Source organism: Carboxylicivirga sp., assembly GCF_982718395.1.
Genome location: NZ_CEXQWX010000107.1, coordinates 1 through 20,891, shown reverse-complemented (window position 1 = coordinate 20,891; position 20,891 = coordinate 1). Strand labels below are relative to the sequence as shown.

General features: G+C 38.2%; 16 protein-coding genes. 7 read left to right on the top strand and 9 right to left on the bottom strand.

Annotated elements, in window-relative coordinates; all coding sequences use genetic code 11:
• The 3 genes from AC4MRQ_RS17445 to AC4MRQ_RS17435 all read left to right on the top strand — a co-directional run.
• Positions 1-2,497, top strand: a 2,497-nt coding sequence (locus tag AC4MRQ_RS17445) for a valine--tRNA ligase (RefSeq protein WP_491198988.1), incomplete at its 5' end; no start/stop codon positions are given.
• Positions 2,498-2,587: 90 nt separating this feature from the next.
• A complete protein-coding gene (locus AC4MRQ_RS17440) occupies positions 2,588-3,322 on the top strand; it encodes a lysophospholipid acyltransferase family protein (protein WP_491198987.1) in 735 nt (244 codons plus the stop codon).
• Positions 3,323-3,441: 119 nt separating this feature from the next.
• Positions 3,442-5,214, top strand: a complete 1,773-nt coding sequence (locus AC4MRQ_RS17435) for a hypothetical protein (RefSeq protein ID WP_491198986.1) — start codon at positions 3,442-3,444, stop codon at positions 5,212-5,214.
• A gap of 33 nt (positions 5,215-5,247) precedes the next feature.
• Here AC4MRQ_RS17435 and tilS read toward each other — a convergent pair whose 3' ends face one another.
• The 6 genes from tilS to proS form a co-directional block, all read right to left on the bottom strand.
• A complete protein-coding gene (gene tilS / locus AC4MRQ_RS17430) occupies positions 5,248-6,582 on the bottom strand; it encodes a tRNA lysidine(34) synthetase TilS (protein ID WP_491198985.1) in 1,335 nt (444 codons plus the stop codon).
• A gap of 2 nt (positions 6,583-6,584) precedes the next feature.
• A complete protein-coding gene (locus tag AC4MRQ_RS17425) occupies positions 6,585-7,886 on the bottom strand; it encodes an anthranilate synthase component I family protein (protein WP_491198984.1) in 1,302 nt (433 codons plus the stop codon).
• Positions 7,887-8,186: 300 nt separating this feature from the next.
• The gene (locus AC4MRQ_RS17420; protein WP_491198983.1) at positions 8,187-8,819 is read right to left on the bottom strand and encodes a peroxiredoxin; all 633 of its coding nucleotides are present in this window, start codon (positions 8,817-8,819) and stop codon (positions 8,187-8,189) included.
• A gap of 89 nt (positions 8,820-8,908) precedes the next feature.
• Complete coding sequence (gene pepT, locus AC4MRQ_RS17415; protein ID WP_491198982.1) at positions 8,909-10,135, bottom strand: peptidase T; 1,227 nt, start codon at positions 10,133-10,135, stop codon at positions 8,909-8,911.
• An 87-nt stretch (positions 10,136-10,222) separates the two neighbouring features.
• Positions 10,223-10,912, bottom strand: coding sequence for a hypothetical protein (locus AC4MRQ_RS17410; RefSeq protein ID WP_491198981.1), 690 nt, complete (start codon positions 10,910-10,912; stop codon positions 10,223-10,225).
• Positions 10,913-11,025: 113 nt separating this feature from the next.
• Complete coding sequence (gene proS / locus AC4MRQ_RS17405; protein ID WP_491198980.1) at positions 11,026-12,498, bottom strand: proline--tRNA ligase; 1,473 nt, start codon at positions 12,496-12,498, stop codon at positions 11,026-11,028.
• 244 nt (positions 12,499-12,742) lie between these two features.
• Here proS and AC4MRQ_RS17400 point away from each other — a divergent pair, with 244 nt between their 5' ends.
• The 4 genes from AC4MRQ_RS17400 to AC4MRQ_RS17385 all read left to right on the top strand — a co-directional run bounded on the left by AC4MRQ_RS17400 (position 12,743) and on the right by AC4MRQ_RS17385 (position 17,966).
• The gene (locus tag AC4MRQ_RS17400) at positions 12,743-14,275 is read left to right on the top strand and encodes a hypothetical protein (protein ID WP_491198979.1); all 1,533 of its coding nucleotides are present in this window, start codon (positions 12,743-12,745) and stop codon (positions 14,273-14,275) included.
• Positions 14,276-14,310: 35 nt separating this feature from the next.
• Entirely contained in the window at positions 14,311-15,927 is a 1,617-nt protein-coding gene (locus AC4MRQ_RS17395; protein ID WP_491198978.1) for an OmpP1/FadL family transporter, read from the top strand.
• Between the two features lie 265 nt (positions 15,928-16,192).
• Positions 16,193-17,431 (top strand): DUF438 domain-containing protein, encoded by a 1,239-nt coding sequence (locus tag AC4MRQ_RS17390; RefSeq protein ID WP_491198977.1) that lies wholly within the window; start codon positions 16,193-16,195, stop codon positions 17,429-17,431.
• Between the two features lie 7 nt (positions 17,432-17,438).
• Positions 17,439-17,966: a DUF1858 domain-containing protein gene (locus AC4MRQ_RS17385; protein WP_491198976.1), complete on the top strand. Its 528-nt coding sequence runs from the start codon at positions 17,439-17,441 to the stop codon at positions 17,964-17,966.
• 4 nt (positions 17,967-17,970) lie between these two features.
• Here AC4MRQ_RS17385 and AC4MRQ_RS17380 read toward each other — a convergent pair whose 3' ends face one another.
• The 3 genes from AC4MRQ_RS17380 to AC4MRQ_RS17370 form a co-directional block, all read right to left on the bottom strand.
• The gene (locus AC4MRQ_RS17380) at positions 17,971-18,168 is read right to left on the bottom strand and encodes a hypothetical protein (protein ID WP_491198975.1); all 198 of its coding nucleotides are present in this window, start codon (positions 18,166-18,168) and stop codon (positions 17,971-17,973) included.
• A 347-nt stretch (positions 18,169-18,515) separates the two neighbouring features.
• Positions 18,516-19,364: a hypothetical protein gene (locus AC4MRQ_RS17375; protein WP_491198974.1), complete on the bottom strand. Its 849-nt coding sequence runs from the start codon at positions 19,362-19,364 to the stop codon at positions 18,516-18,518.
• A 104-nt stretch (positions 19,365-19,468) separates the two neighbouring features.
• Positions 19,469-20,515 carry an AraC family transcriptional regulator gene (locus AC4MRQ_RS17370; RefSeq protein WP_491198973.1) on the bottom strand — a complete coding sequence of 349 codons (1,047 nt, stop codon included), beginning with the start codon at positions 20,513-20,515 and terminating at the stop codon, positions 19,469-19,471.
• Between the last annotated feature and the right edge of the window lie 376 nt (positions 20,516-20,891).

Below are 20,891 nucleotides of genomic sequence, written 5' to 3'. Positions count from 1 at the left end.
CGTCACCGGCGTCCTGCATATGGGACACATGCTTAACAATACCATTCAGGATATTTTAATTCGTCGTGCCCGAATGATGGGCAAAAACGCTTGTTGGGTTCCAGGAACCGATCATGCGTCCATTGCAACAGAAGCCAAAGTTGTAAACAAACTGCGCGATGAAGGGGTTGACAAAAAGCAATTAAGCCGCGATGAATTCCTTGGACACGCATGGGATTGGACTGAAAAACATGGTGGAATTATACTCGAACAGCTAAAAAAGCTTGGTGCTTCGTGTGATTGGGATCGTACGTCTTTCACTATGGACGAAACTCGCAGCGACGCTGTAATCAAAGTTTTTGTTGATCTTTTTAACAAAGGTTATATCTACCGTGGCGTTCGTATGGTTAATTGGGACTGTAAAGCATTAACAGCAGTTTCTGACGAGGAGGTCATTTATAAAGAAGTACAATCAAAGTTGTACTATCTAAACTATAAAATTGAAGGAAGCGAAAATGAATTCGTTACCATTGCTACTACGCGTCCTGAAACAATTTTGGGTGATACAGCAGTTTGTATTAACCCGAACGATGATCGCTTTAAACACCTTAAGGGTAAGCGTGTACTGGTACCATTAATTAATCGCTCTATCCCTATTATTGAAGATGATTACGTGGACATGGAGTTTGGTACCGGTTGTTTGAAGATTACACCTGCTCACGATATCAATGACTACGAAATTGGTATGCGCCATAACCTTGAAAGCATCAACATTTTTAACGACAATGGAACATTAAGCGAGGCTGCTGAAATATTTATCGGAGAAGATCGTTTTGATGTACGCGATAAAATCATCCCTGCATTGGAAGCAGCAGGAAATATGGCTAAAATAGAAGATTACACCAATAAGGTAGGTTACTCTGAGCGTACTGATGTGGTAATCGAGCCAAAATTGTCTGCTCAGTGGTTCCTGAAAATGGAAGAATTATCAAAACCAGCTCTGGATGCAGTAATGAGTGATGAAGTTGAATTTCACCCAAAGAAATTCAAAAATGTTTACCGCCACTGGATGGAAAACGTAAAAGACTGGTGTATTTCTCGTCAACTTTGGTGGGGACACCGTATTCCAGTGTACTACCTAAATGACGGATCGTATGTTGTGGCCGATAGTGACGAAAAGGCACTAGAGCTTGCCAAAGAAAAAACTGGCAACAGTGAATTGACCATGGCTGACTTACGCCAGGATGAAGATGTATTGGATACCTGGGCTTCGTCGTGGTTATGGCCTTTATCTGTATTTGATGGATATGGTGATGATACCACCGAAATAGATTACTACTACCCAACCAATGATTTGGTAACGGGTCATGATATTATTTTCTTTTGGGTAGCACGTATGATTATTGCAGGATATGAGTATAAAGGTACCTTCCCATTCAAAAATGTATATTTCACTGGAATGGTGCGCGACAAACTGCGCCGTAAGATGTCAAAATCATTAGGTAACTCGCCTGATCCACTAGACTTAATTGCTAAATATGGTGCAGATGGCGTTCGTGTTGGTATGTTATTGTGTTCTCCTGCTGGTGGTGATCTTCTGTTCGACGAAAACTTACCTGAGCAAGGGCGTAACTTTGCCAACAAAATATGGAATGCATTCCGATTGGTAAAAGGTTGGGAAATTGATGAATCTATTGAGCAGCCAGAATCAGCTAAACAAGCAATCGCCTGGTTTGATGCCAAATTGGATCAGACCATTGCAACCATGAATGATCACTTCGAAAAATATCGTATCTCCGATGCCCTGATGACTGTCTATACCGTTTTCTGGCAGGAATTCTCTTCATGGTATCTGGAAGCTGTTAAACCTGCTTATCAAAAACCATTGGATGCAGCAACGTACAAGGCTACAAGCGAATTCTTTGACAAATTACTTCGACTGCTTCACCCATTTATGCCATTCTTATCAGAAGAATTGTGGCAGGCATTGGAAGAACGAAAAGAGGGTGAAAGTATTATGATTTCGGAAATGCCGTCTGAGAAAGGCCTTGACCTATCAATTATCGACAAGTTCGAAATGCTGAAAGAGGGAGTTGGTGGAGTCCGCACCATTAGAAAGGAAAAGAACATTCCTATGAAAGATACTCTTTCATTGAGTATATTGGCAGGCGAGGGGTTCTCTTCTGACTTTAATGCAGTATTAACCAAATTAGCTAACATCAGTGAGCTAAACATGGTTAATGAAAAAGTAGAAGGTGCGGTTTCGTTCATGGTTCGTACAAGTGAATTCTTTGTACCAATGGATGGACTTATTGACGTAGAAGCTGAGATTGCTAAGCTCGAAAAAGACCTTGCTCACCAGGAAGGTTTCTTAAAAGGTGTAATGAAGAAACTTGGTAACGAACGCTTTGTTAGCAGCGCTCCGGAAGCAGTTGTTGCGAAAGAGCGTCAGAAACAAGCGGATGCCGAAGCTAAAATCAAGACGCTTACAGAAAGTATTGAACGTTTAAAAAAATAAAATACAAACCTAACAGGGTTTCAAAATCCTGTTAGGTTTTCATTTAACACCTCATTCTCCCATTTTAGTCAGAAGAAACATAAATATTCGATGAGAACAATATTAGGGTACATTTTATCACCAGTATTCCACCTGTATTTTGGATTGGTTTTAGTGATTTTTCATCCATTTCAGGTACTGGGACATAAAATATTTGGTGACAATGCCAGACGAAAAGTAGTTGATACTCTTAACTTCTTCCTTGTAAATGGATTATATCTAATGGGATGCAGGATAAAATTTAATGGGTTTAACAATCTTCCCACTGATCGTCCGATTATAATTGTATCCAATCATCAAAGTTTATATGATATACCGGCTGTTGTCCATGGCTTTAGAAAACACTATCCTAAGTTTATTTCGAAAATTGAATTAGGCAAAAACCTGCCAAGTATATCTTATAACCTAAAGCATGGAAAGTCAGCTCTGATAGATCGAAAAAACGGCTCTCAATCAGTTAAAGAAATATTTAAACTGGGTCGTTTGATCCAGGCTAATAATTATGCTGCTTGCATATTCCCTGAGGGCACTCGCAGCAAAACCGGTCGCGTTAAAAAATTTATGTCGGCAGGTATCAACACCTTACTAAGGGCTGCTCCCGATGCAATAATTGTCCCTTTTGTGATTGATGGTCATCACCGCATGATGCAAAAAGGTATGTTCCCTTTAAAATTTGGTGAAAAAATAACTTATACTGCATTAGATCCGATTGAACCTAAGGGAAAAGAGGTTGAGCAGTTGGTATCTGATATTCAGCAACTAATAAAAAAAGAACTGAATCAATAATTCGACTATTTAGGTTATTAATTCTAAACATTTGAAAATAAAGAAAGAACGACTTCATGGTCGTTTTTTTTATAGGGTATATTAGCGTATCTTCGACGAACAAATTAATCATAGAGTTGATGGATTTATTGAACAAGCACACGTTTCACATTCCTGTATTAGGTTTGGGATACACTCTGGACACGCCAATTAATGTTGCCCCTTACGGCATTTCCTCTGTTATATCATTGGTAGATGACAAGTTAATGGAGCAGATGCGTGAATTTTATTGTCAGAAATTCGATTTACCTTTTAAGGCCATTTCTGAAAAAGTTGAAGACTTTAGAGCGAAACGCATCACATCCTACTTAAACATGGTAGATGAGATTGTAAGTAGCAAAGTTAACGAATTAAAGCAGTCGGCTATTGATAAGAGTGAAGAACTTGAAAAGTATTTTGACATGCTCCCTGATTTCTCAACAATTAAAGAGAGATTTAAGTTGGGAGAAAAAGGCCGCCAGCTAAAAGAAGAACTTACTACCTGGATTCAGGATCATTTACCAGTAGGTGATATTGATGTTAACATCATGACTAAGCTGGATAAAGTGAATTCAAAAAATGGTGAAGAATTGCCAATTGAATATAATGATGCTCATGCGGCCCTTAGAGGTTTCGCCAACAGTAACCTGAGTTCATCATTAGTTTTGTCAGCAGGTATGAGTCCTCGTTTATACAGTTATTTGGAGAAATTCAAAGATTTCTTCCCTGATATCAATGGTCAACTAAAAAAGAAGATCATTCTGAAGGTTAGTGATTTCAGGTCTGCCTTGGTGCAAGGAAAAATGTTAGCAGCCAAAGGTCTTTGGGTATCAGAATATCGCATTGAAAGCGGTGTTAATTGTGGTGGTCACGCCTTCCCTACCAACGGTGTATTATTTGGTCCTATCCTTGACGATTTTAGAAAGAACCGTGATAAACTTTTAGAAACCTGTCGTGGTGTTTACGAATCTGCTTTAGCAAAAAAAGAACTAAAAACTCCTGCTAGTACGCCGGATATTAAAGTAACGGCTCAAGGTGGTGTTGGTTCTAACGAAGAGCATAACTTTATACTGGATCATTATCAGATGGATGGTGTAGGCTGGGGAACACCTTTTATGCTTGTACCTGAAGCTGTTAGTATCGATACTAAAACGCTCGAATTACTGCGAAATGCTAAAGAGAAAGATTTATATTTCAGTGGTTTATCTCCTTTGGGTGTTCCGTTCAACAGTGTTAAATGGGCATCAATGAGTGAACAGCGTTTGGCCAATGCGGCTAATGGTAAACACGGAATGCCTTGTACCAAACAGTTTTTGAAGTATAACACAGAATATACTGAAAAACCAATCTGTACAGCTTCTAAGCAATACCAAAAGAAAAAGCTGGAAGAGCTAAAGGAGCAAAACCTTCCTCAGAAAGATTACCAGAAAGCCTACGACAATATTATCGAAAAGGAATGTTTGTGTGTTGGCCTGGGTGTTTCATTGTTAGAATCGAAGAATATTCCGGTTGGTCCAACGGATAAGGTAACTGTTTGTCCGGGGCCTAATCTGGCATACTTCTCAAAGGTATCGAGCCTGAAAGAAATGGTGGATCATATTTATGGTCGTATTAATCTTTTAGACAACCGTCCACGACCACATATGTTTTTGAAAGAGCTGGGTATGTACCTGGATATTTTCAAAAAACGTGTTGAGGAATTCTTATTGAATCCTGAGAATGCCAAGGAAAAGAAACAATTATCTGCTTTTCAAAAGAATATTTCGGAAGGTGTAAATTACTATACAGATTTATTCAAAGAAAAGAAGAAAGAGGTGGTTGAAGAAATGGAGCAGCTTTTAAGTAAATACCCGATATTAAAAAGGGAACTATAAAATACCAAGCTCTCTGACTAATGGTCAGGGAGCTTATTTTATTGCTATCTCGAGAATACGTTTCGTACGTTTTGTCACTTTAAATCGATCATCTAACCGGTCACCCACCACCCAAACAATATCTTCACCACTAACTAAGAGCCAGGCACCTTCCTTATCCTTCAGGCTATATTTCCGGTCAATAAAGAAATCACTTATTTTCTTAAATCCTTTCATGCCAAGTGGCATAAAAGTATCGCCTTTCAGCCATTTACGCATTAGCAGTGGCAACTCCACCAAATCGGCATCTAAATGTACTAAACTGGAATCTTTTGAGAATTGAAAATGTTTGGGTCTGGGGTATGTTTTAACGTGCATAGGAAATACCTCTTCAATAAATCCCTCCTCGACCCAAAAGTGTTTTACTCCTATTTCTGCTTTAAGTAATACCAATAAGTTATGACGATCTTTTATCAAACGATGTGTTTCGCTAAAAAACTGTTTTCCCGACTCACCATACAAATGATTTAACACCTCACCTACAACCGTTGAATTAAATCCATATGGACGCAGCACTTCAAAAAGCAATGTGGCATAATGCGGGTAATTCTCCAGTCGCGAAATAGGAATTATTACCTGATCATTTTCATTCACGACATCTGTCTCCATAAAGCGCTTTACTTCGCTTTCGATCATTCGCTCCGCATCCTGAAGGTGATTCAGGTTCACCTGCATCGTTTCAAAAAAAGATGGATTGATCGTTTCCAGAACCGGAATCACCTCATGACGTATTTTATTACGGGTAAACTGGCAATCATCATTTGACGCATCATGACAATAGTTGATCAGCTTCACTTTACAATAAGCTTCAATAGCTCCTCGCTGAAATTCCAATAAGGGTCTCACCACATTACCATGGCGATAACTAATGCCACTCAATCCTTTAACTCCAGTGCCACGAACAAGATTAAGAAAGAAGGTTTCTATGGAATCGTTACCGTGGTGCCCTGTTGCAATGGCCTTAAAACCATGTTGTTTTACTAGCTGATCAAACCAGGAGTAACGCAAATCACGTGCAGCCATCTCAATCGATAACTTATTTTCTTTTGCAAATACCTTCGTATCAAACCTGGTTGTGAATAATTGGATTTTTTTCTGCTTACAGAAGTCAATCACTAAACTCTCATCAGCTTCAGATGCACTGTCACGTAACTGAAAGTTGCAATGAGCTGCTGAAAGCTTATATCCTTCATCAATTAACAGGTTTAAAAGAGCCATTGAATCAGCTCCCCCACTAACCGCCACTAATATACTATCCGTCTTGCTTACCGAACATTTTGATTCCAGAACATGACCAATATATTGATGGTTAAGATTTCCTGATTCCATAACTAACGTTCAATATTAAAAACTTTCATAATGGCCGAAGCTTTCAGCAAGCACTCATCGTACTCTTTTTGCGGATCAGACTGGTTCGTTATTGCACCACCCACCATAAATGATGCTAATTGCTTTTTACGGTTATAAAGAATACTTCGAATCACTACATTAAAATCAAAATCACGGTTGGGCGATACATAACCAACCGCACCACTATAAACACCCCGTTTACTGCGTTCATACTTTTCAATCAGTTGCATGGCACTAATCTTTGGAGCGCCTGTCATCGACCCCATTGGAAATGATGTCCTGATAGCATCCATCCAGTTAAGCTTCGGTTTCAAATTAGCTGATACTGTTGAGATCATCTGGTGCACCTGCTTAAACGAATATATGCCGCATAGCTCATCAACCTTAACACTTCCACGCTGTGCCACCCTTGACAGATCATTACGCACCAGGTCAGCTATCATTATATTCTCGGCCTGCTCTTTCTCTGAGCTTGTTAAATAATGCTTATTGGCTTTATCTATAAAAGGATTTTTATCGCGAGGCGAGGTACCTTTGATTGGCTGTGACACCAATCGCTCACCTTCTTTTTTAAGATATCGTTCGGGTGATGCACCCATCAGGAATTTATCGTGATATTTAACAAACGAACCAAAAGGTGTTGGTGACACTTCCTTCAGACGTTGATATACACATTGAGGCATTAGCTCAATATCCTGGATAAAGAATTCCATGCAGTAATTCAGCTCATAAATATCACCACGTTGAATATGCCAAAGCACTTTTTCAATGGCTTCCAGGTATTCATTATGTGATAGTTGATGATTCAGTTTTACCTCACCCAAATCCTCTTCAACAATGCAAATAGATTTGAATTCATCGATGTAAGCCAATACAGACTCTTTTGAATCATATTCATTCAAATAGCCAACCTGCCAGTTATCTCCATCGAATAAAAACAAGTAACGGGGCCGGAAGAAGAACAATTCTGGCATCTCAATGCGATCGGGATTATCCGATGACAAATCCTCCAACTGATTCTTCAGGTCATAGGACAAAAAGCCCAACATCCAGTCCTGATGCTCGCTGTGAAACTGATATAAGTGATTCAAATCAGTTGTACATTGGCCTATACTTTGCAGGCCGGCAATGAAATCATAGTTCTGATTCGTTTCAATACAATCGGGTGATTTGAATCCATTTCCATCCAATATAACTGCAGTGCCCTCATTCACTGAAGCATTACATAACTGTTGTTTGAAAAGAGTATTGTTTCCAGGATGGATATCTACGTATTTGCGCATTGTGCAAAAGTAAGAAAAATTCGTCTCCAATTGTTTTATCAATTATCATGACTCTTATCAAAAAAGTGAACTTCCAAATTCAAAAAATATCATTCTGAAAGCCACGTCAGATAATAGATTACAAGGTTTAAATACAAGCCAATAAAAAAAGAAATGGTATAAAAACTTTCATGATTTAGGGAAACTCAAACAGCAATGAAAATCCGCTTAGCGCTTTAGATGCGCTTAGCGGGTTTGAGACTTTCAGAAAAAAAAGCACCTCCCGCAGGAAGTGCCTTTCAACTCAGTATAAAATATTAATTACTTGCTTCCAAGGTAATCAGCAATACCTTCTTGCGTAGCAGTTAAGCCTTTATCGCCTTTGTGCCAGTCAGCAGGGCAAACCTCACCGTTTTCTTCGAAGAATTGTAAAGCATCCACGATACGAATTGCTTCGTCAACGCTACGACCAAGAGGCATGTCATTCACCACCTGATGACGTACAACACCTTCTTTGTCAATTAAGAACAAACCACGGTAAGCCATTGGTGTACCGTTGAATACAATCTGACCATCGTCGTTATAATCGTACTCACCTGCCAACACATCGTAGTTTTCAGAGATAGTTTTGCTGTTATCTGCAACCAAAGGATACTTTACTCCTTTGATACCGCCATCTTTTGGCTCAGTTTGTAACCATTTCCAGTGAGAGAATTCTGAATCAACAGAAACACCAACCACTTCTACATTACGCGCTTCGAATTCTTTCATCTTGTCCTGGAAAGCGATAATCTCGGTTGGACAAACAAACGTAAAATCAGCAGGGTAAAAATAAAGAATCACATACTTTTTACCTTTAAACTGCTCTAAAGAGAAATTCTCAACAATTTCTCCGCCATTTACAACAGCGCCAGCGCTAAATGAAGGGGCTTGTTTTCCTACTAATACAGCCATAATTTTATTGTTTTAATCGTTAAACTTATTTCCTTTAAAAGATAAATCACCCTTCAAACAAAGATGCATGAAGGATGTTCAGGCTTTTATTATTTTTTTGCAACTAATTCAGATATTTTAAGAATTACCTCCACAGCTTTCTGCATGCTTTGTACCGGTACAAATTCAAAACGTCCGTGAAAGTTGTGCCCACCTGCAAAAATATTCGGACATGGTAAGCCCATATAAGATAAACGCGAACCATCTGTACCACCACGAATTGGCTTAACAATTGGCTTCACTCCCACTTCTTCCATGGCTTGCTTGGCAACATCAACTACATGCATCACAGGCTCAACCTTCTCGCGCATATTATAATATTGATCTTTAATTTCAACAGTTGCAGTTCCTTCGCCAAACTCAGCATTAATTTTATTAATCAGGTGCTGCATTTCCTTTTTACGATCTTCAAAACGGTCACGTTTAAAGTCACGGATGATATAAACCATCTCGGTTTTTTCCACATCACCATTGAATGACATCAGGTGGTAAAATCCTTCATAGCCTTCAGTATGTTCAGGTGTTTCATGACGGGGTAACATAGTCATAATCTGATTGGCAATTCGAATGGAGTTACGCATTTTGTTTTTTGCATAACCTGGATGCACCATTCGTCCATTAACAGTCACCTTAGCACCAGCTGCATTAAAGTTCTCATATTCCAATTCTCCAATTTGCGAGCCATCTAATGTATAGGCAAAATCAGCTCCAAACTGCTCAACATTAAAATGATCAGCTCCTGCACCTATCTCCTCATCGGGCGTAAATCCAAGGCGAATCTTACCGTGCTTTATCTCAGGGTGTTTAATTAAATACTCTGCCGCTGTAACAATCTCGGCAACACCCGCTTTATCGTCTGCTCCTAATAAGGTCGTTCCGTCCGTCACCACCAGATCCTGCCCAATATAGTTTTCCACTTCCGGAAAATCGGCTGCTTTAAGAATGATATTTTCGGTTTCGTTTAAAACTACATCACCTCCCTGGTAATTATTGATGACACGAGGCTTCACATGCTTGCCAGAGAAATCAGGGCTGGTATCCATGTGAGCTACAAAGCCAATTACGGGTATATCACCTTCAGTTGTTGCTGGTACAGTCGCCATGATGTATCCATTCTCGTCCAGACTCACTTCTTCCAATCCAATTGCTTTTAATTCTTCTGCCAGATTTTGAGCAAACTCCATTTGGCCTGGTGTTGAAGGTGTCAGTCCTGTATCAGTATCTGATTGCGTATCTACAACCACATATTTTAAAAATCGATTTAATACTTGTTCCATTTACTTTAAGCTTTTAGCTGCTAGCTTGTATTTGAAATTTATTGTTAGTTGTCTAATCGTGAAGCAATCTATCATCTTGCATTCAATCTATTGTTTTACATCATCGGCATTATAAACAAAGCCAAGACGTTTGCCGGTTTGCATCTTCGAACTCAATATCTCACCATTCATTTGCATCATCGAGATAATTTTAACATCATCGTATGGAGGAACCAGCAAATCAAATTCAAGCGAATAAAGAATGGCTGTTTCAATAATCTTTTGCCAGTTTTCGATATCGATGACTGAGGTTCCAAAATGATTGATGCCTGTGCCTTTTTGCCTCTTCCCTTCTACAAAATAGTGATCTTCTTTATTAATAAATATGCGGGCAATCAGATAACCCGCGTCATTCTCCCGGTTATACCGAAAAGAGTCATGCAAAAAGTTATAGATATTAATAACTCCACAATATGATTTGTTTTCATTCCCCTTCACATATTCACTTTTCCATACTTCATGATCACGATCGAATTCAAAAGTATTGGTATGCATATGAAACACCAATACATCACCCGCTACCTTTAGCTGGGCAACGAACTCACCTTTATCTTCAAATAGCAAATGAATACGCTTATCTCCATCTCCCAACTGTTCATTATATTCTTTTTCAACTTTTACCAACACCTCCTTTAACAGAGCAAAATTCTTTTTGGTTGATTCAAAAACATCCTGCTTCACAACCGCCTTGGTCTGCAAAATACCAACAATGCCATTTTTTATTTCTTCATTATTCATAAGGTGTGATTTAAGTTAAACTTATTTAGATTGGCTAAATTTAGTTTTTTTCGCATAAAAAAAGGGAAACCTTTATCATGGTCTCCCTTTCTGTTATATGATTTTGGTACTTTCTAGTAAGCCCGGGCAAACATCACCCGTTTCTTTGATGGTTGACCAGAGTAGATACAAACGCCTTCTTCATCTTGTTGATCCAAAGGAATACAACGAATGGTTGCTTTGGTTTCATCTTTTATTTTCTGCTCAGTTTCCGGAGTTCCATCCCAATGAGCCATAATAAAACCACCTTCGTCCAGTTGCTTTTTAAAATCTTCATAAGTATCAACCGAAACAGTTTTCTCTGCTCTGAAGTCTAAAGCTTTATTGAAGATGTTTTCCTGAATATCATCCAACAGCTTCACAATATGCTCATCAACCCCATCAAAAGGCACTACTTCTTTGCTTAATGTATCACGACGAGCTACCTCGACCGTTCCATTTTCCAAATCGCGAGGTCCTAATCCTAAACGAACAGGTACACCTTTCAACTCATACTCAGCAAATTTCCATCCTGGCTTCTTATTATCATTATCATCAAACTTCACTTCAATGCCTTTATCACGAAGTTTTGAGATCAATCCACTTGCAGCTTCTTTAATTTTTGCCAACTCCTCTGGCTTTCTGAAAATAGGCACAATCACAACCTGAATTGGTGCTAACTTAGGAGGTAAAACCAATCCATTATCATCGGAGTGAGCCATTATCAGAGCTCCCATCAAACGAGTTGAAACACCCCACGAGGTTGCCCATACATAATCCTCTTTTCCTTCTTTACTGGCAAATTTCACATCAAATGCTTTAGCAAAATTCTGCCCTAGGAAGTGCGAAGTACCAGATTGCAGCGCTTTACCGTCCTGCATCAAGGCTTCAATTGTATAAGTTTCCAATGCCCCGGCAAAACGTTCATTAGCCGACTTGATACCTTTAACAACCGGTACAGCCATAAACTTCTCGGCAAAGTCACCATAAACATTGATCATAGTTTCTGTTTCCTCCATTGCTTCCTGCTTGGTTGAGTGAGCTGTATGCCCCTCTTGCCACAAGAATTCGGCAGTACGTAGGAATAAACGCGTACGCATCTCCCATCGCACCACGTTTGCCCATTGGTTACACTTGATTGGTAAATCTCGATATGATTGAATCCAGTTTTTATATGTATTCCAGATTATAGTTTCAGATGTTGGACGAACAATCAGTTCTTCTTCCAGCTTTGCTTCAGGATCAACAACCACACCGTTACCATCCGGATCATTCATCAAACGGTAATGTGTTACAACTGCACACTCTTTCGCAAAACCTTCAACGTGATCAGCCTCTTTACTAAAAAATGATTTCGGAATAAAAATCGGAAAATAAGCATTTTCATGACCTGTATCCTTAAACATACGATCCAAAACACTTTGCATTTTTTCCCATATGGCATAACCATATGGCTTAATTACCATACATCCACGTACGGCTGAATTTTCAGCTAAATCTGCTTTTAGTACAAGATCATTGTACCATTGTGAATAACTTTCACTTCTCGGCGTTAATGCTTTTGCCATTTTCCTTATTCTTAATTTTGTATCCGTTTCTTTACAAGAGGCACAAAAATAAGAAAATTTAAAGCAATTCATTCGACCTTAATCGCGTATTTTATAATATTGCAACGATCAACGATTGAATAAACCTTAACATAATTTAAGCCTTAATATTTTTTTGAAATAAATTTACATTTTTTAATATTACGGCATGTTTTTTGCTTGTTTTCACCTTGTAATTAAACCATTAAAATCCGGAGGATTCGTGATGAAAACCTATACAATTTTCGGCTTATTGACTCTTCTTATTGCCAGTGGATGTAGTTCTACTCAATGGGCAGATAACAGTTATTACGACGATGACTTATACTACAAACCTAAAAGTCAGCCCATTGCCGTAGATGACTCCTATGCCCCTATCCAAAAAGAGAAAACACTTCAAAAAGAAGACAGGCAAGATCTGGCCCAGTTAAAAAACGATTACAACAAATCTGAACTGGCTGTTGAGGATAATCGTAACTTCTCGCAAATTCAGGCAGAGTATATGGATTTGTTGACTAATGATTCCATTAATCAAGTTGATTCGCTGCTCTACTTCAATGAAGAAACCGGATACTGGGTCGATGGATTCGAGGGTTCAGCCATGGATCAGGATTATGCAGAGCGACTGATAAAATTTCACGGTCCTTTTAACGGTATTCCTTATTGGTCACCTTTATATAATGATTTGATTTATTTTAACAGCTGGGATTGGAATGTATATGTTGATGGTAATTATGCTTACGCTTTCCCAACATGGAGCAACCCATGGTATAATGATTATCGCTTCAATTTTGGATATAATAATCCTTGGAGATGGAATTTCTCAATGAGTTGGGGATGGGGATATCCTTATTGTGGTCGTTATGGTTGGTACGATCCTTGGTACTCCCCATGGTGTGACCCATGGTATTATCCTTATTACGGGCACCATCACCATCATTACCCTTGGTATGGTGGAGGTTATTACCCACCTTATTATGGAGGTGGCGGTGGAGGAATAGCTGTCAGAAAAGATTATAAACCACGCGGTGGTCAGGCAACATCTGTAAGACCCGGTGGAAACAGTACTAATATGGTTAACCGTTCAACCGGAGGAAGAACTGGAATTAAAAATAATACCTATCAAACTACAACACCAAACAGAGAATCGTACCAGGTTGGTAATAGCAGGATTACGTTTGACGACAATAAAGGAAGAACAATCACAAATACAAACACCGGAAGGACTTATACATATATAAACCGTCAGAATAATAACACAACTAAATCTGTTAATCAACAATCCGGTAACAGTAATAATGCTAATCAAAGAGTTGGAACCAGCAGAAGAGGCTACACTCCTACTTACTCCAATTCCAGAAGTTCATCAAGTCGTTCGAGCTACAATCGAACATCAACTTATACTCGTCCATCAACCACACGTAGTTCTGGTTCATCGAGTAGAAGTAGTGTAACAAAAAGTACCAACAGAAGCTATTCCGGTAGTTCCGGAAGAAGTTCGTCTTACCGAAATTCAGGCTCAAGTTCATCATATTCTCCTAGCCGTTCATCAGGAAGCACAAGTAGAAGCTCTTACACTCCAAGTCGCTCTTCAAGTAGTTCTTCGGGTAGTAGTTATCGAAGTTCAAGCTCAAGAAGTTCTTCTGGTAGCAGTTACAGAAGCTCAAGCGGTTCCAGTTCAAGAAGTTCTGGTAGTTCTGGAGGTTCATCCAGAAGTAGTGGTGGCGGTAGCAGCAGAAGTGGTGGAGGCCGCAGATAATAAACCTAACTAATTACCCTAATAAAATTACAACCATGAAAAAAGTACTTTATTTTATAATCGTAAGCCTTTGCCTGACGAGTTTTGTAAGGGCGCAAAATATAGACGATGCACTTCGCTTTAATAAGCGCGAATTAACAGGTACCTCACGTTCGTTGGGAATGGCTAATGCCTTTGGAGCGCTCGGTGGTGATTTAAGTGCATTAAGTATCAACCCGGCAGGTATCGCTGTGTATCGTACTTCTGAATTTGCTTTTACACCATCCATTTCTTTAAATCAGTCGGATGCTTCTTATATGGGATTAAATAGTTCTGATGACAAGTATTCTTTCCCATTAAACCAAATTGGTTTTGTAGCAAGTAACCGTCCCTTACGAGAAAAGGAAAAAGGATTAATCAGTACTCATTTCGGATTCACCTATAACCGTACAGCTGACTTTAATGAAAATACTTCTATGTTGATTGGCAGAGGGGTTAAGGATGGCGACTACAATTTAGATGGACAAGTTACCAATGTTCGTACTTTATTAAGTGCTATTCGTAATGAGGCACATGGTTACTATGATAATGAAGGGAATTTTATTCCGGCAAATAATACTGTAAATGACTTTGCAGGAAGAACTGCATGGGCCTATAACACCTATTTGATGGATCCTCTTTTTGAAGGTAGCACACAGCATTTCAGCCAATATGAAGATGTTATTGACTATGATGACGGCACCAGTGAAATTTATAACAGAAACGTAAACGGCATTACTCAGTACAATTTAATTGAGCGAAGTGGATACAGTGGTGAATATGGCTTTACTTTTGGAGCCAATATTAGTCATGTGCTTTTACTAGGTGCTTCTATTAATATTCAATCGTTTAATTTTGATCAAACTGAGAGTTTTAGAGAAATAAACGATAATAGTTTTGATCCTTCAGGACCACTGGACATGGATTATTATGATGCCTACAACAAACTCAACCAGAAAGGTATTGGTGTGAATGGTAAATTTGGATTAATTCTGAACCTACACCCTTTGCGTATTGGGGCATCTATTCATTCGCCAACTTTTACTGAAATTGAAGAAGAGTACTATTCAGGTATTGAATCTTATATGGTGAATCTGAAAAATTACAATTCAAAGTCACTTGCCAGTGAATTTAATTACCAGTACCGCTCACCATACCGTGTTCAAGGTAGTGCCGCAATTGTTTTAGGTAAATTAGCTCTATTATCGTTTGATTATGAAATGACAGATCATACCTCTTCTAAGTTTTCTTCAAAGGATGGATATGAAACCATATTTAATCAGATCAATGATGATATAAACATGCAGATGAAAAAAACGCATGATTTAAGGGCTGGAATTGAAATTAAACCTGTTCCTTATTTTGCCTTACGAGCAGGTGCTGCTTATTTCGATTCCCCCATTAAGGATGAGTTTGTTGATGCAGATTTAACAAAATGGATGGCTACCGGCGGTATAGGTATTCGAAACAAGAATTTCTTCTTTGATGTAGCATATGCCTACAAGTTTAATGAGGCCAATCATTACCTTAATACAAGTCAGGGATCTATGCTTGAAGGCTTATATTTTGCCGATCCGGTTGCATTGGAATATCGCAACCACCAGGCCAGCTTTACCTTTGGTTGGAAGTTTTAACCTTCTCCAACCTATTCTTAACCATAACAAAGGCCGCTTTATTACAAAAGCGGCCTTTATCTGTTATACTGTCTCGTCCTGCAATAAGTTGATATTGTGTCAACCTATTGCAGGACGACTCATACCTTTTGCATACTAAAATTAGCATTATAAATGCTGGTACAGTACCAATATAAATCACCTAGTTGTTTAAACAACCAAATTACCAATAAACTTGTTACTAAAGCATCAATTATTAAAGACACATATTTCTAAACAAACCATTATGAGTGAATTAATAAATAACTCCCGATACCGAAAAGAACGTTTGAAGGAACTGATTCTTAAACTCCATGAAGGTGAATCGGCAGAAACTGTTCGACAGGAACTAATCGAAACATTAAAAAACATACCTTACGGCGAAGTGGTTGAGGTGGAACAGGAACTAATGCAAGAGGGGCTTCCTGAAGAAGAGGTATTAAAACTGTGTGATATACATGGTTCGGTACTTGAAGGAAATGTTGATTTAAGTGGTGCAAAAGATATTCCGGATGGTCATCCGGTAGATGTTTTCAAGAAAGAAAATATCGAACTTAAGAAAACAGCCGACAAGGCTTTGGGTTTATTAAAAGCTTTAAACCTGGTGAGTGATGCTGAATTCGAAAAATATATTCTGGGCCTGCAAGGTGTTTTTAACCAGTTGATGGATGTGGATAAACATTACCTGCGCAAAGAATATCTCGTATTTCCATACCTTGAAAAAAATGAAATTACCGGACCTCCCAAAATAATGTGGGGAAAACACGATGAAATACGTGAACAGTTAAAGGGTTGTATCGAAATTCTGCAAACCAAAGAAATTAGCAAGGGTGATTTAAACGATGCATTAGACTTGCTGTTTATTCCGTCCTTACAGGCGTTGACCGATATGGTTCAGAAAGAAGAAGAAATTCTGTTTCCGATGAGTATGGATGTGCTCACCACCGAAGATTGGTGGAGTATTCACAAGCAAACTCTCGAATTTGGATTTTGCCTTTACGATCCTGATGTTGAATGGCAACCCGAAGGTCTGGCCGATGAAAAAGAAGAAACCGGTATCACTACCGACGGTAATATACAACTACCATCTGGTAGTTTCACTGCAAAGGAAATTATGGCTATACTCAACAGTGTTCCGTTCGACATGACCTTCGTAGATAAAAACGATAAAGTGAAGTATTTTACACAAGGTAAGGAACGGATTTTTGTACGCAACCGATCAATTATTAACCGGGATGTGCGCCTGTGTCATCCTCCGGGAAGCACCCATATCGTTGATAAAATTTTGGAAGATTTTAAATCGGGCAAAGCATCACATGCTCCTTTCTGGATACAAATGAAAGGGCAATTTATTAAGATCGAGTACTTCGCTCTACGTGACGAAAAAGGCGAATACCTGGGCACCCTGGAGGTTTCACAGAATCTGACTGAGAACAGGGCACTGGAAGGTGAAAGACGAATATTATCGTACACAGATGAAAATTAATGAAAGCATGGAACAATTGATAATTACCCCAAAAACCAAGATATATAACCTACTGGAAGCTTACCCTCAACTGGAGGATGTATTAATAAGCACAGCTCCGCAGTTCAAAAAACTTAAGAACCCTGTTCTGCGCAAAACAATTGCGAAAGTCACCAGTCTTAGCCAGGCTGCCATTATTGGTGGATTAAACGTGGAAGAGTTGGTTATTAAATTACGTAACGAGGTCGGTCAGACTTCAACTGATAACCTTGAAATTGAAGGAGGAAATTACACAACTGAAAAGCCACAATGGTTTGATCAAAAAAAGATATCTGCTACAATTGATATCAGAGATATGCTGAATGAAGGAGAACAACCCGTTCACGAAGTCATGTCAGCCGTTAAAAAACTCAAAGAGCAGGAAATTCTTGAAGTCATTGCACCATTTATACCTGCTCCATTAATTGATAAATCATTAAGTATGAATTATCAACACTGGTTAGATAAGCGAGGGGATGATGAAGTTGTGGTTTATTTTTATGCTAGTGAAGCATAAGCTCCTAAGCTAAAATTGAATTATAAATAAAAGAGAGTTTTAGCAAAAAAGGCCCCATTCCGAAGAATGAGATTACAAACCCATTGATTTTATTAGCCCCGAGGCCTGTAAAAGTAGTCCATCGGGGCGTTTTTTTATTCCAATCGACCAGCTTTACCCTTCCATAGGGTTGATTTTTAATCTCCATCGACTCAATATGCATCTCAAGTAGGTTGGTACACCACTTAATCGACTTGATTTTTAACTTCAACTGGCTGAATATGCGAAATAACTGGCCTAAGTAGGTAGTCAAGAGGGTGAAAATCGAATTCAAGAGGGTAAATAAGCTTGTCCATTGACTTTGTTAAGGGACCCATAGGGTAAAAATTGATAATGTGCACTTGAATATCACTATTTGTAGGCGTTCTGAGTTTAAAATTTAGATCGAACTCACGTTATTAATAAACCCGTCAGGTTGTAAAAACCTGACGGGTTTGAATGCTTATATCATTAAAGGCACTGATTGCAAATCAGCGCCAGCATGAGCGTAAGAGCACGCTTGACTTGACACTAGTGTTTATAGGTTCCATCAGGCAGATTAGTTGGAAGTTTAAAGGTATCATCTGTTAATAGTTCATAGACGGCCTTATCTGTTTCTTTAACCTTTTGTAAAGTATTTAATTTCCACTCATGCCCGATCTCATTAATTCTATTCTCCTGAGCTCCCAGAATAGATGACATTGCCCAATAAAAATATTCAGTTACCTGACAATCATACTCACACGTAGAATCATCATATGAGTACCAGGCATTTGCCGGATATGTCTTCGGTATTGTTTTAAAGCTGCCACCTCGTGCAACATCCATAGCATTCGAAATACTGGTTCCCTCTTTTTCACCAAACACATCAGGGTATGCATATGAATAGCCTGAGTGAGTTATGATGTGCCATATTTCCTCCAATGAAGCATCAAACCGGCCATTTTTGCCGGCTGAAATATAATTTGGGTTCGTTTCATCATTACCCAGATCCTGCCCCATTCTTCCGGAAGGAAAAGTATTACGCAAATCTCCTTCTTTTTTCCACATCACCACGAAAGCTTTATTTTCAATCATCTTTTCCAGCACAAGCTTGTTATCGACTTCACCATCCTCATCATTGTCAAGATATTGGGCCATAACATTAGCTGCATGCAAAAGGTTTGCATCCGTAACGCCAATAACGGCATATATATCAATTCCAAAAACAACTACTTTACGGCTGAAATTCTTTAATATTCCATCCGTATTAGCAACAATCTTAAAATTTGGGTCATTACCCGGATTGACACCAGCTTTTTTTGTGATTGTTTCTTTTGAGCAAGAGAAACAAGTTACTGCTACAAATAATAAAACGGTCAAGGCTTTTTCTTTCTTCATCATTTATAATTTTAATTAAATGTTTACTTGTGGTTTCCCATGACAAATGAATAACTATAATCAGAAAATACCACACAGAAAAGGTCCGCTTGCTTCTATTCGGACTACCTCAACGATTCGTAATACTGCTTTGGCGTTTGGCCTTCTAATGCTTTAAATGCACTATAAAATGTTGATTTAGAATTAAACCCGGATTCCTCCGCTAAACCCACAAACGATAATTTCTTCGCCTTATTTGACAAGAGTAGCCTTTTGAATTCTCCTACTCTATATCGATTAATTAATTGATAAAAATTACAGTGCCCCTCTTTATTAATCAATCTTGAAACCTCCTTTTCATTCAATCCGACATATTCTGACAATAAGCCCAAGTTTAATTTTGGATCAGTAAATAGTCTTTCTGTTTGTATTAAATCATTTAGTTTTATCCAATGTTCGTAGTCTTTATCCTCACCTTTACTTTCATCAGAAACAACGTTCTTCCTCATATTATTGGCAAATAGTTTCTTCTTAAATATTTCAGGTTGTGAAAAACCATTATGCCCAATCCAGAAAATCATAAAGAGAGTCAAAAAACTCGATAAACCAGCAAAATACGGATCAAGCCAGTGCAATTGAATAACAATCAAATCTTCAATAATCCATAATGCATGAAAACCAAGAAAAATAAATACAATGACTCTCATCCATTTCAGGCTAAGCAATTCAAGGTTTGAATAATAGTTCTCAACTCTCTGCTTATGTTTTTTTAAGAAATTATTTATATACAGGAGTATGAAAATATTGAAGCAGTACTCAACAAGTATTATGGTCTCACCAATTATATTAAAAATGATGCCCGGCAAGAAAAGTAAATAATAGTAATATCTGATTGGACTGTTAATAGTCTGTTTACTATATAGTAACAGAAAAGGCATGGTAAACAAAGATGATTGAACAAGCCTTATTTCATTTTCTGTTATCGATTCCATTAATACTGAAAGTACTTCGCAGGATAAGCAGATAAGAAATAAACTAATAAAAATATTAGCCCGCCTGTTTTCTGACTTGACAGTTAAAAATAAAACTCCCAACATTACAGCTGTTGCAATTGAAAAAACATCTACCAATGTGAAGACATTGATTTCCATTTCCAGAGTGTACAAACCCATAGTTATATATGTCAATAAATTAACGAGATACAATGCATAAAACACCATCAATTGATGAATATAAATTGACTCTTAAGTTATACCAATATTACAGAACAAATTTAGAAAATGATCTAACACCAAAACTACCATAAAATTAGCCTTATTCTTCTGTTCTTTTTTATTTCTGCTGCGTTGAAAAATATCGTCGTAGCTATGGCTATGCCTTAATTTCTCGCCTTTAAAAACATCAATAGGTATTTCTTACTTTTCAACCACAAATGACTCAAATTTCACAGATTTTAGTTCCGCTTTGCGGAACAATTTTTGCTAATTGGTGCAATCGTTAGTTTGTCTTTGTAAAAGCAAAGAGAGAAAAGAGAATATTTTCTTTGGA

Bases quoted from the DNA above. Each gene is read 5' to 3' on its own strand.
- tilS (WP_491198985.1), bottom strand. From the start codon at position 6,582: ATGGAATCAGGAAATCTTAACCATCAATATATTGGTCATGTTCTGGAA.
- proS (WP_491198980.1), bottom strand. From the start codon at position 12,498: ATGGCAAAAGCATTAACGCCGAGAAGTGAAAGTTATTCACAATGGTAC.
- AC4MRQ_RS17385 (WP_491198976.1), top strand. From the start codon at position 17,439: ATGGAACAATTGATAATTACCCCAAAAACCAAGATATATAACCTACTG.
- AC4MRQ_RS17435 (WP_491198986.1), top strand. From the start codon at position 3,442: ATGGATTTATTGAACAAGCACACGTTTCACATTCCTGTATTAGGTTTG.
- AC4MRQ_RS17410 (WP_491198981.1), bottom strand. From the start codon at position 10,912: ATGAATAATGAAGAAATAAAAAATGGCATTGTTGGTATTTTGCAGACC.
- AC4MRQ_RS17440 (WP_491198987.1), top strand. From the start codon at position 2,588: ATGAGAACAATATTAGGGTACATTTTATCACCAGTATTCCACCTGTAT.
- AC4MRQ_RS17380 (WP_491198975.1), bottom strand. From the start codon at position 18,168: ATGCATATTGAGTCGATGGAGATTAAAAATCAACCCTATGGAAGGGTA.
- pepT (WP_491198982.1), bottom strand. From the start codon at position 10,135: ATGGAACAAGTATTAAATCGATTTTTAAAATATGTGGTTGTAGATACG.
- AC4MRQ_RS17420 (WP_491198983.1), bottom strand. From the start codon at position 8,819: ATGGCTGTATTAGTAGGAAAACAAGCCCCTTCATTTAGCGCTGGCGCT.
- AC4MRQ_RS17375 (WP_491198974.1), bottom strand. From the start codon at position 19,364: ATGAAGAAAGAAAAAGCCTTGACCGTTTTATTATTTGTAGCAGTAACT.
- AC4MRQ_RS17390 (WP_491198977.1), top strand. From the start codon at position 16,193: ATGAGTGAATTAATAAATAACTCCCGATACCGAAAAGAACGTTTGAAG.
- AC4MRQ_RS17425 (WP_491198984.1), bottom strand. From the start codon at position 7,886: ATGCGCAAATACGTAGATATCCATCCTGGAAACAATACTCTTTTCAAA.
- AC4MRQ_RS17395 (WP_491198978.1), top strand. From the start codon at position 14,311: ATGAAAAAAGTACTTTATTTTATAATCGTAAGCCTTTGCCTGACGAGT.
- AC4MRQ_RS17370 (WP_491198973.1), bottom strand. From the start codon at position 20,515: ATGGGTTTGTACACTCTGGAAATGGAAATCAATGTCTTCACATTGGTA.
- AC4MRQ_RS17400 (WP_491198979.1), top strand. From the start codon at position 12,743: ATGAAAACCTATACAATTTTCGGCTTATTGACTCTTCTTATTGCCAGT.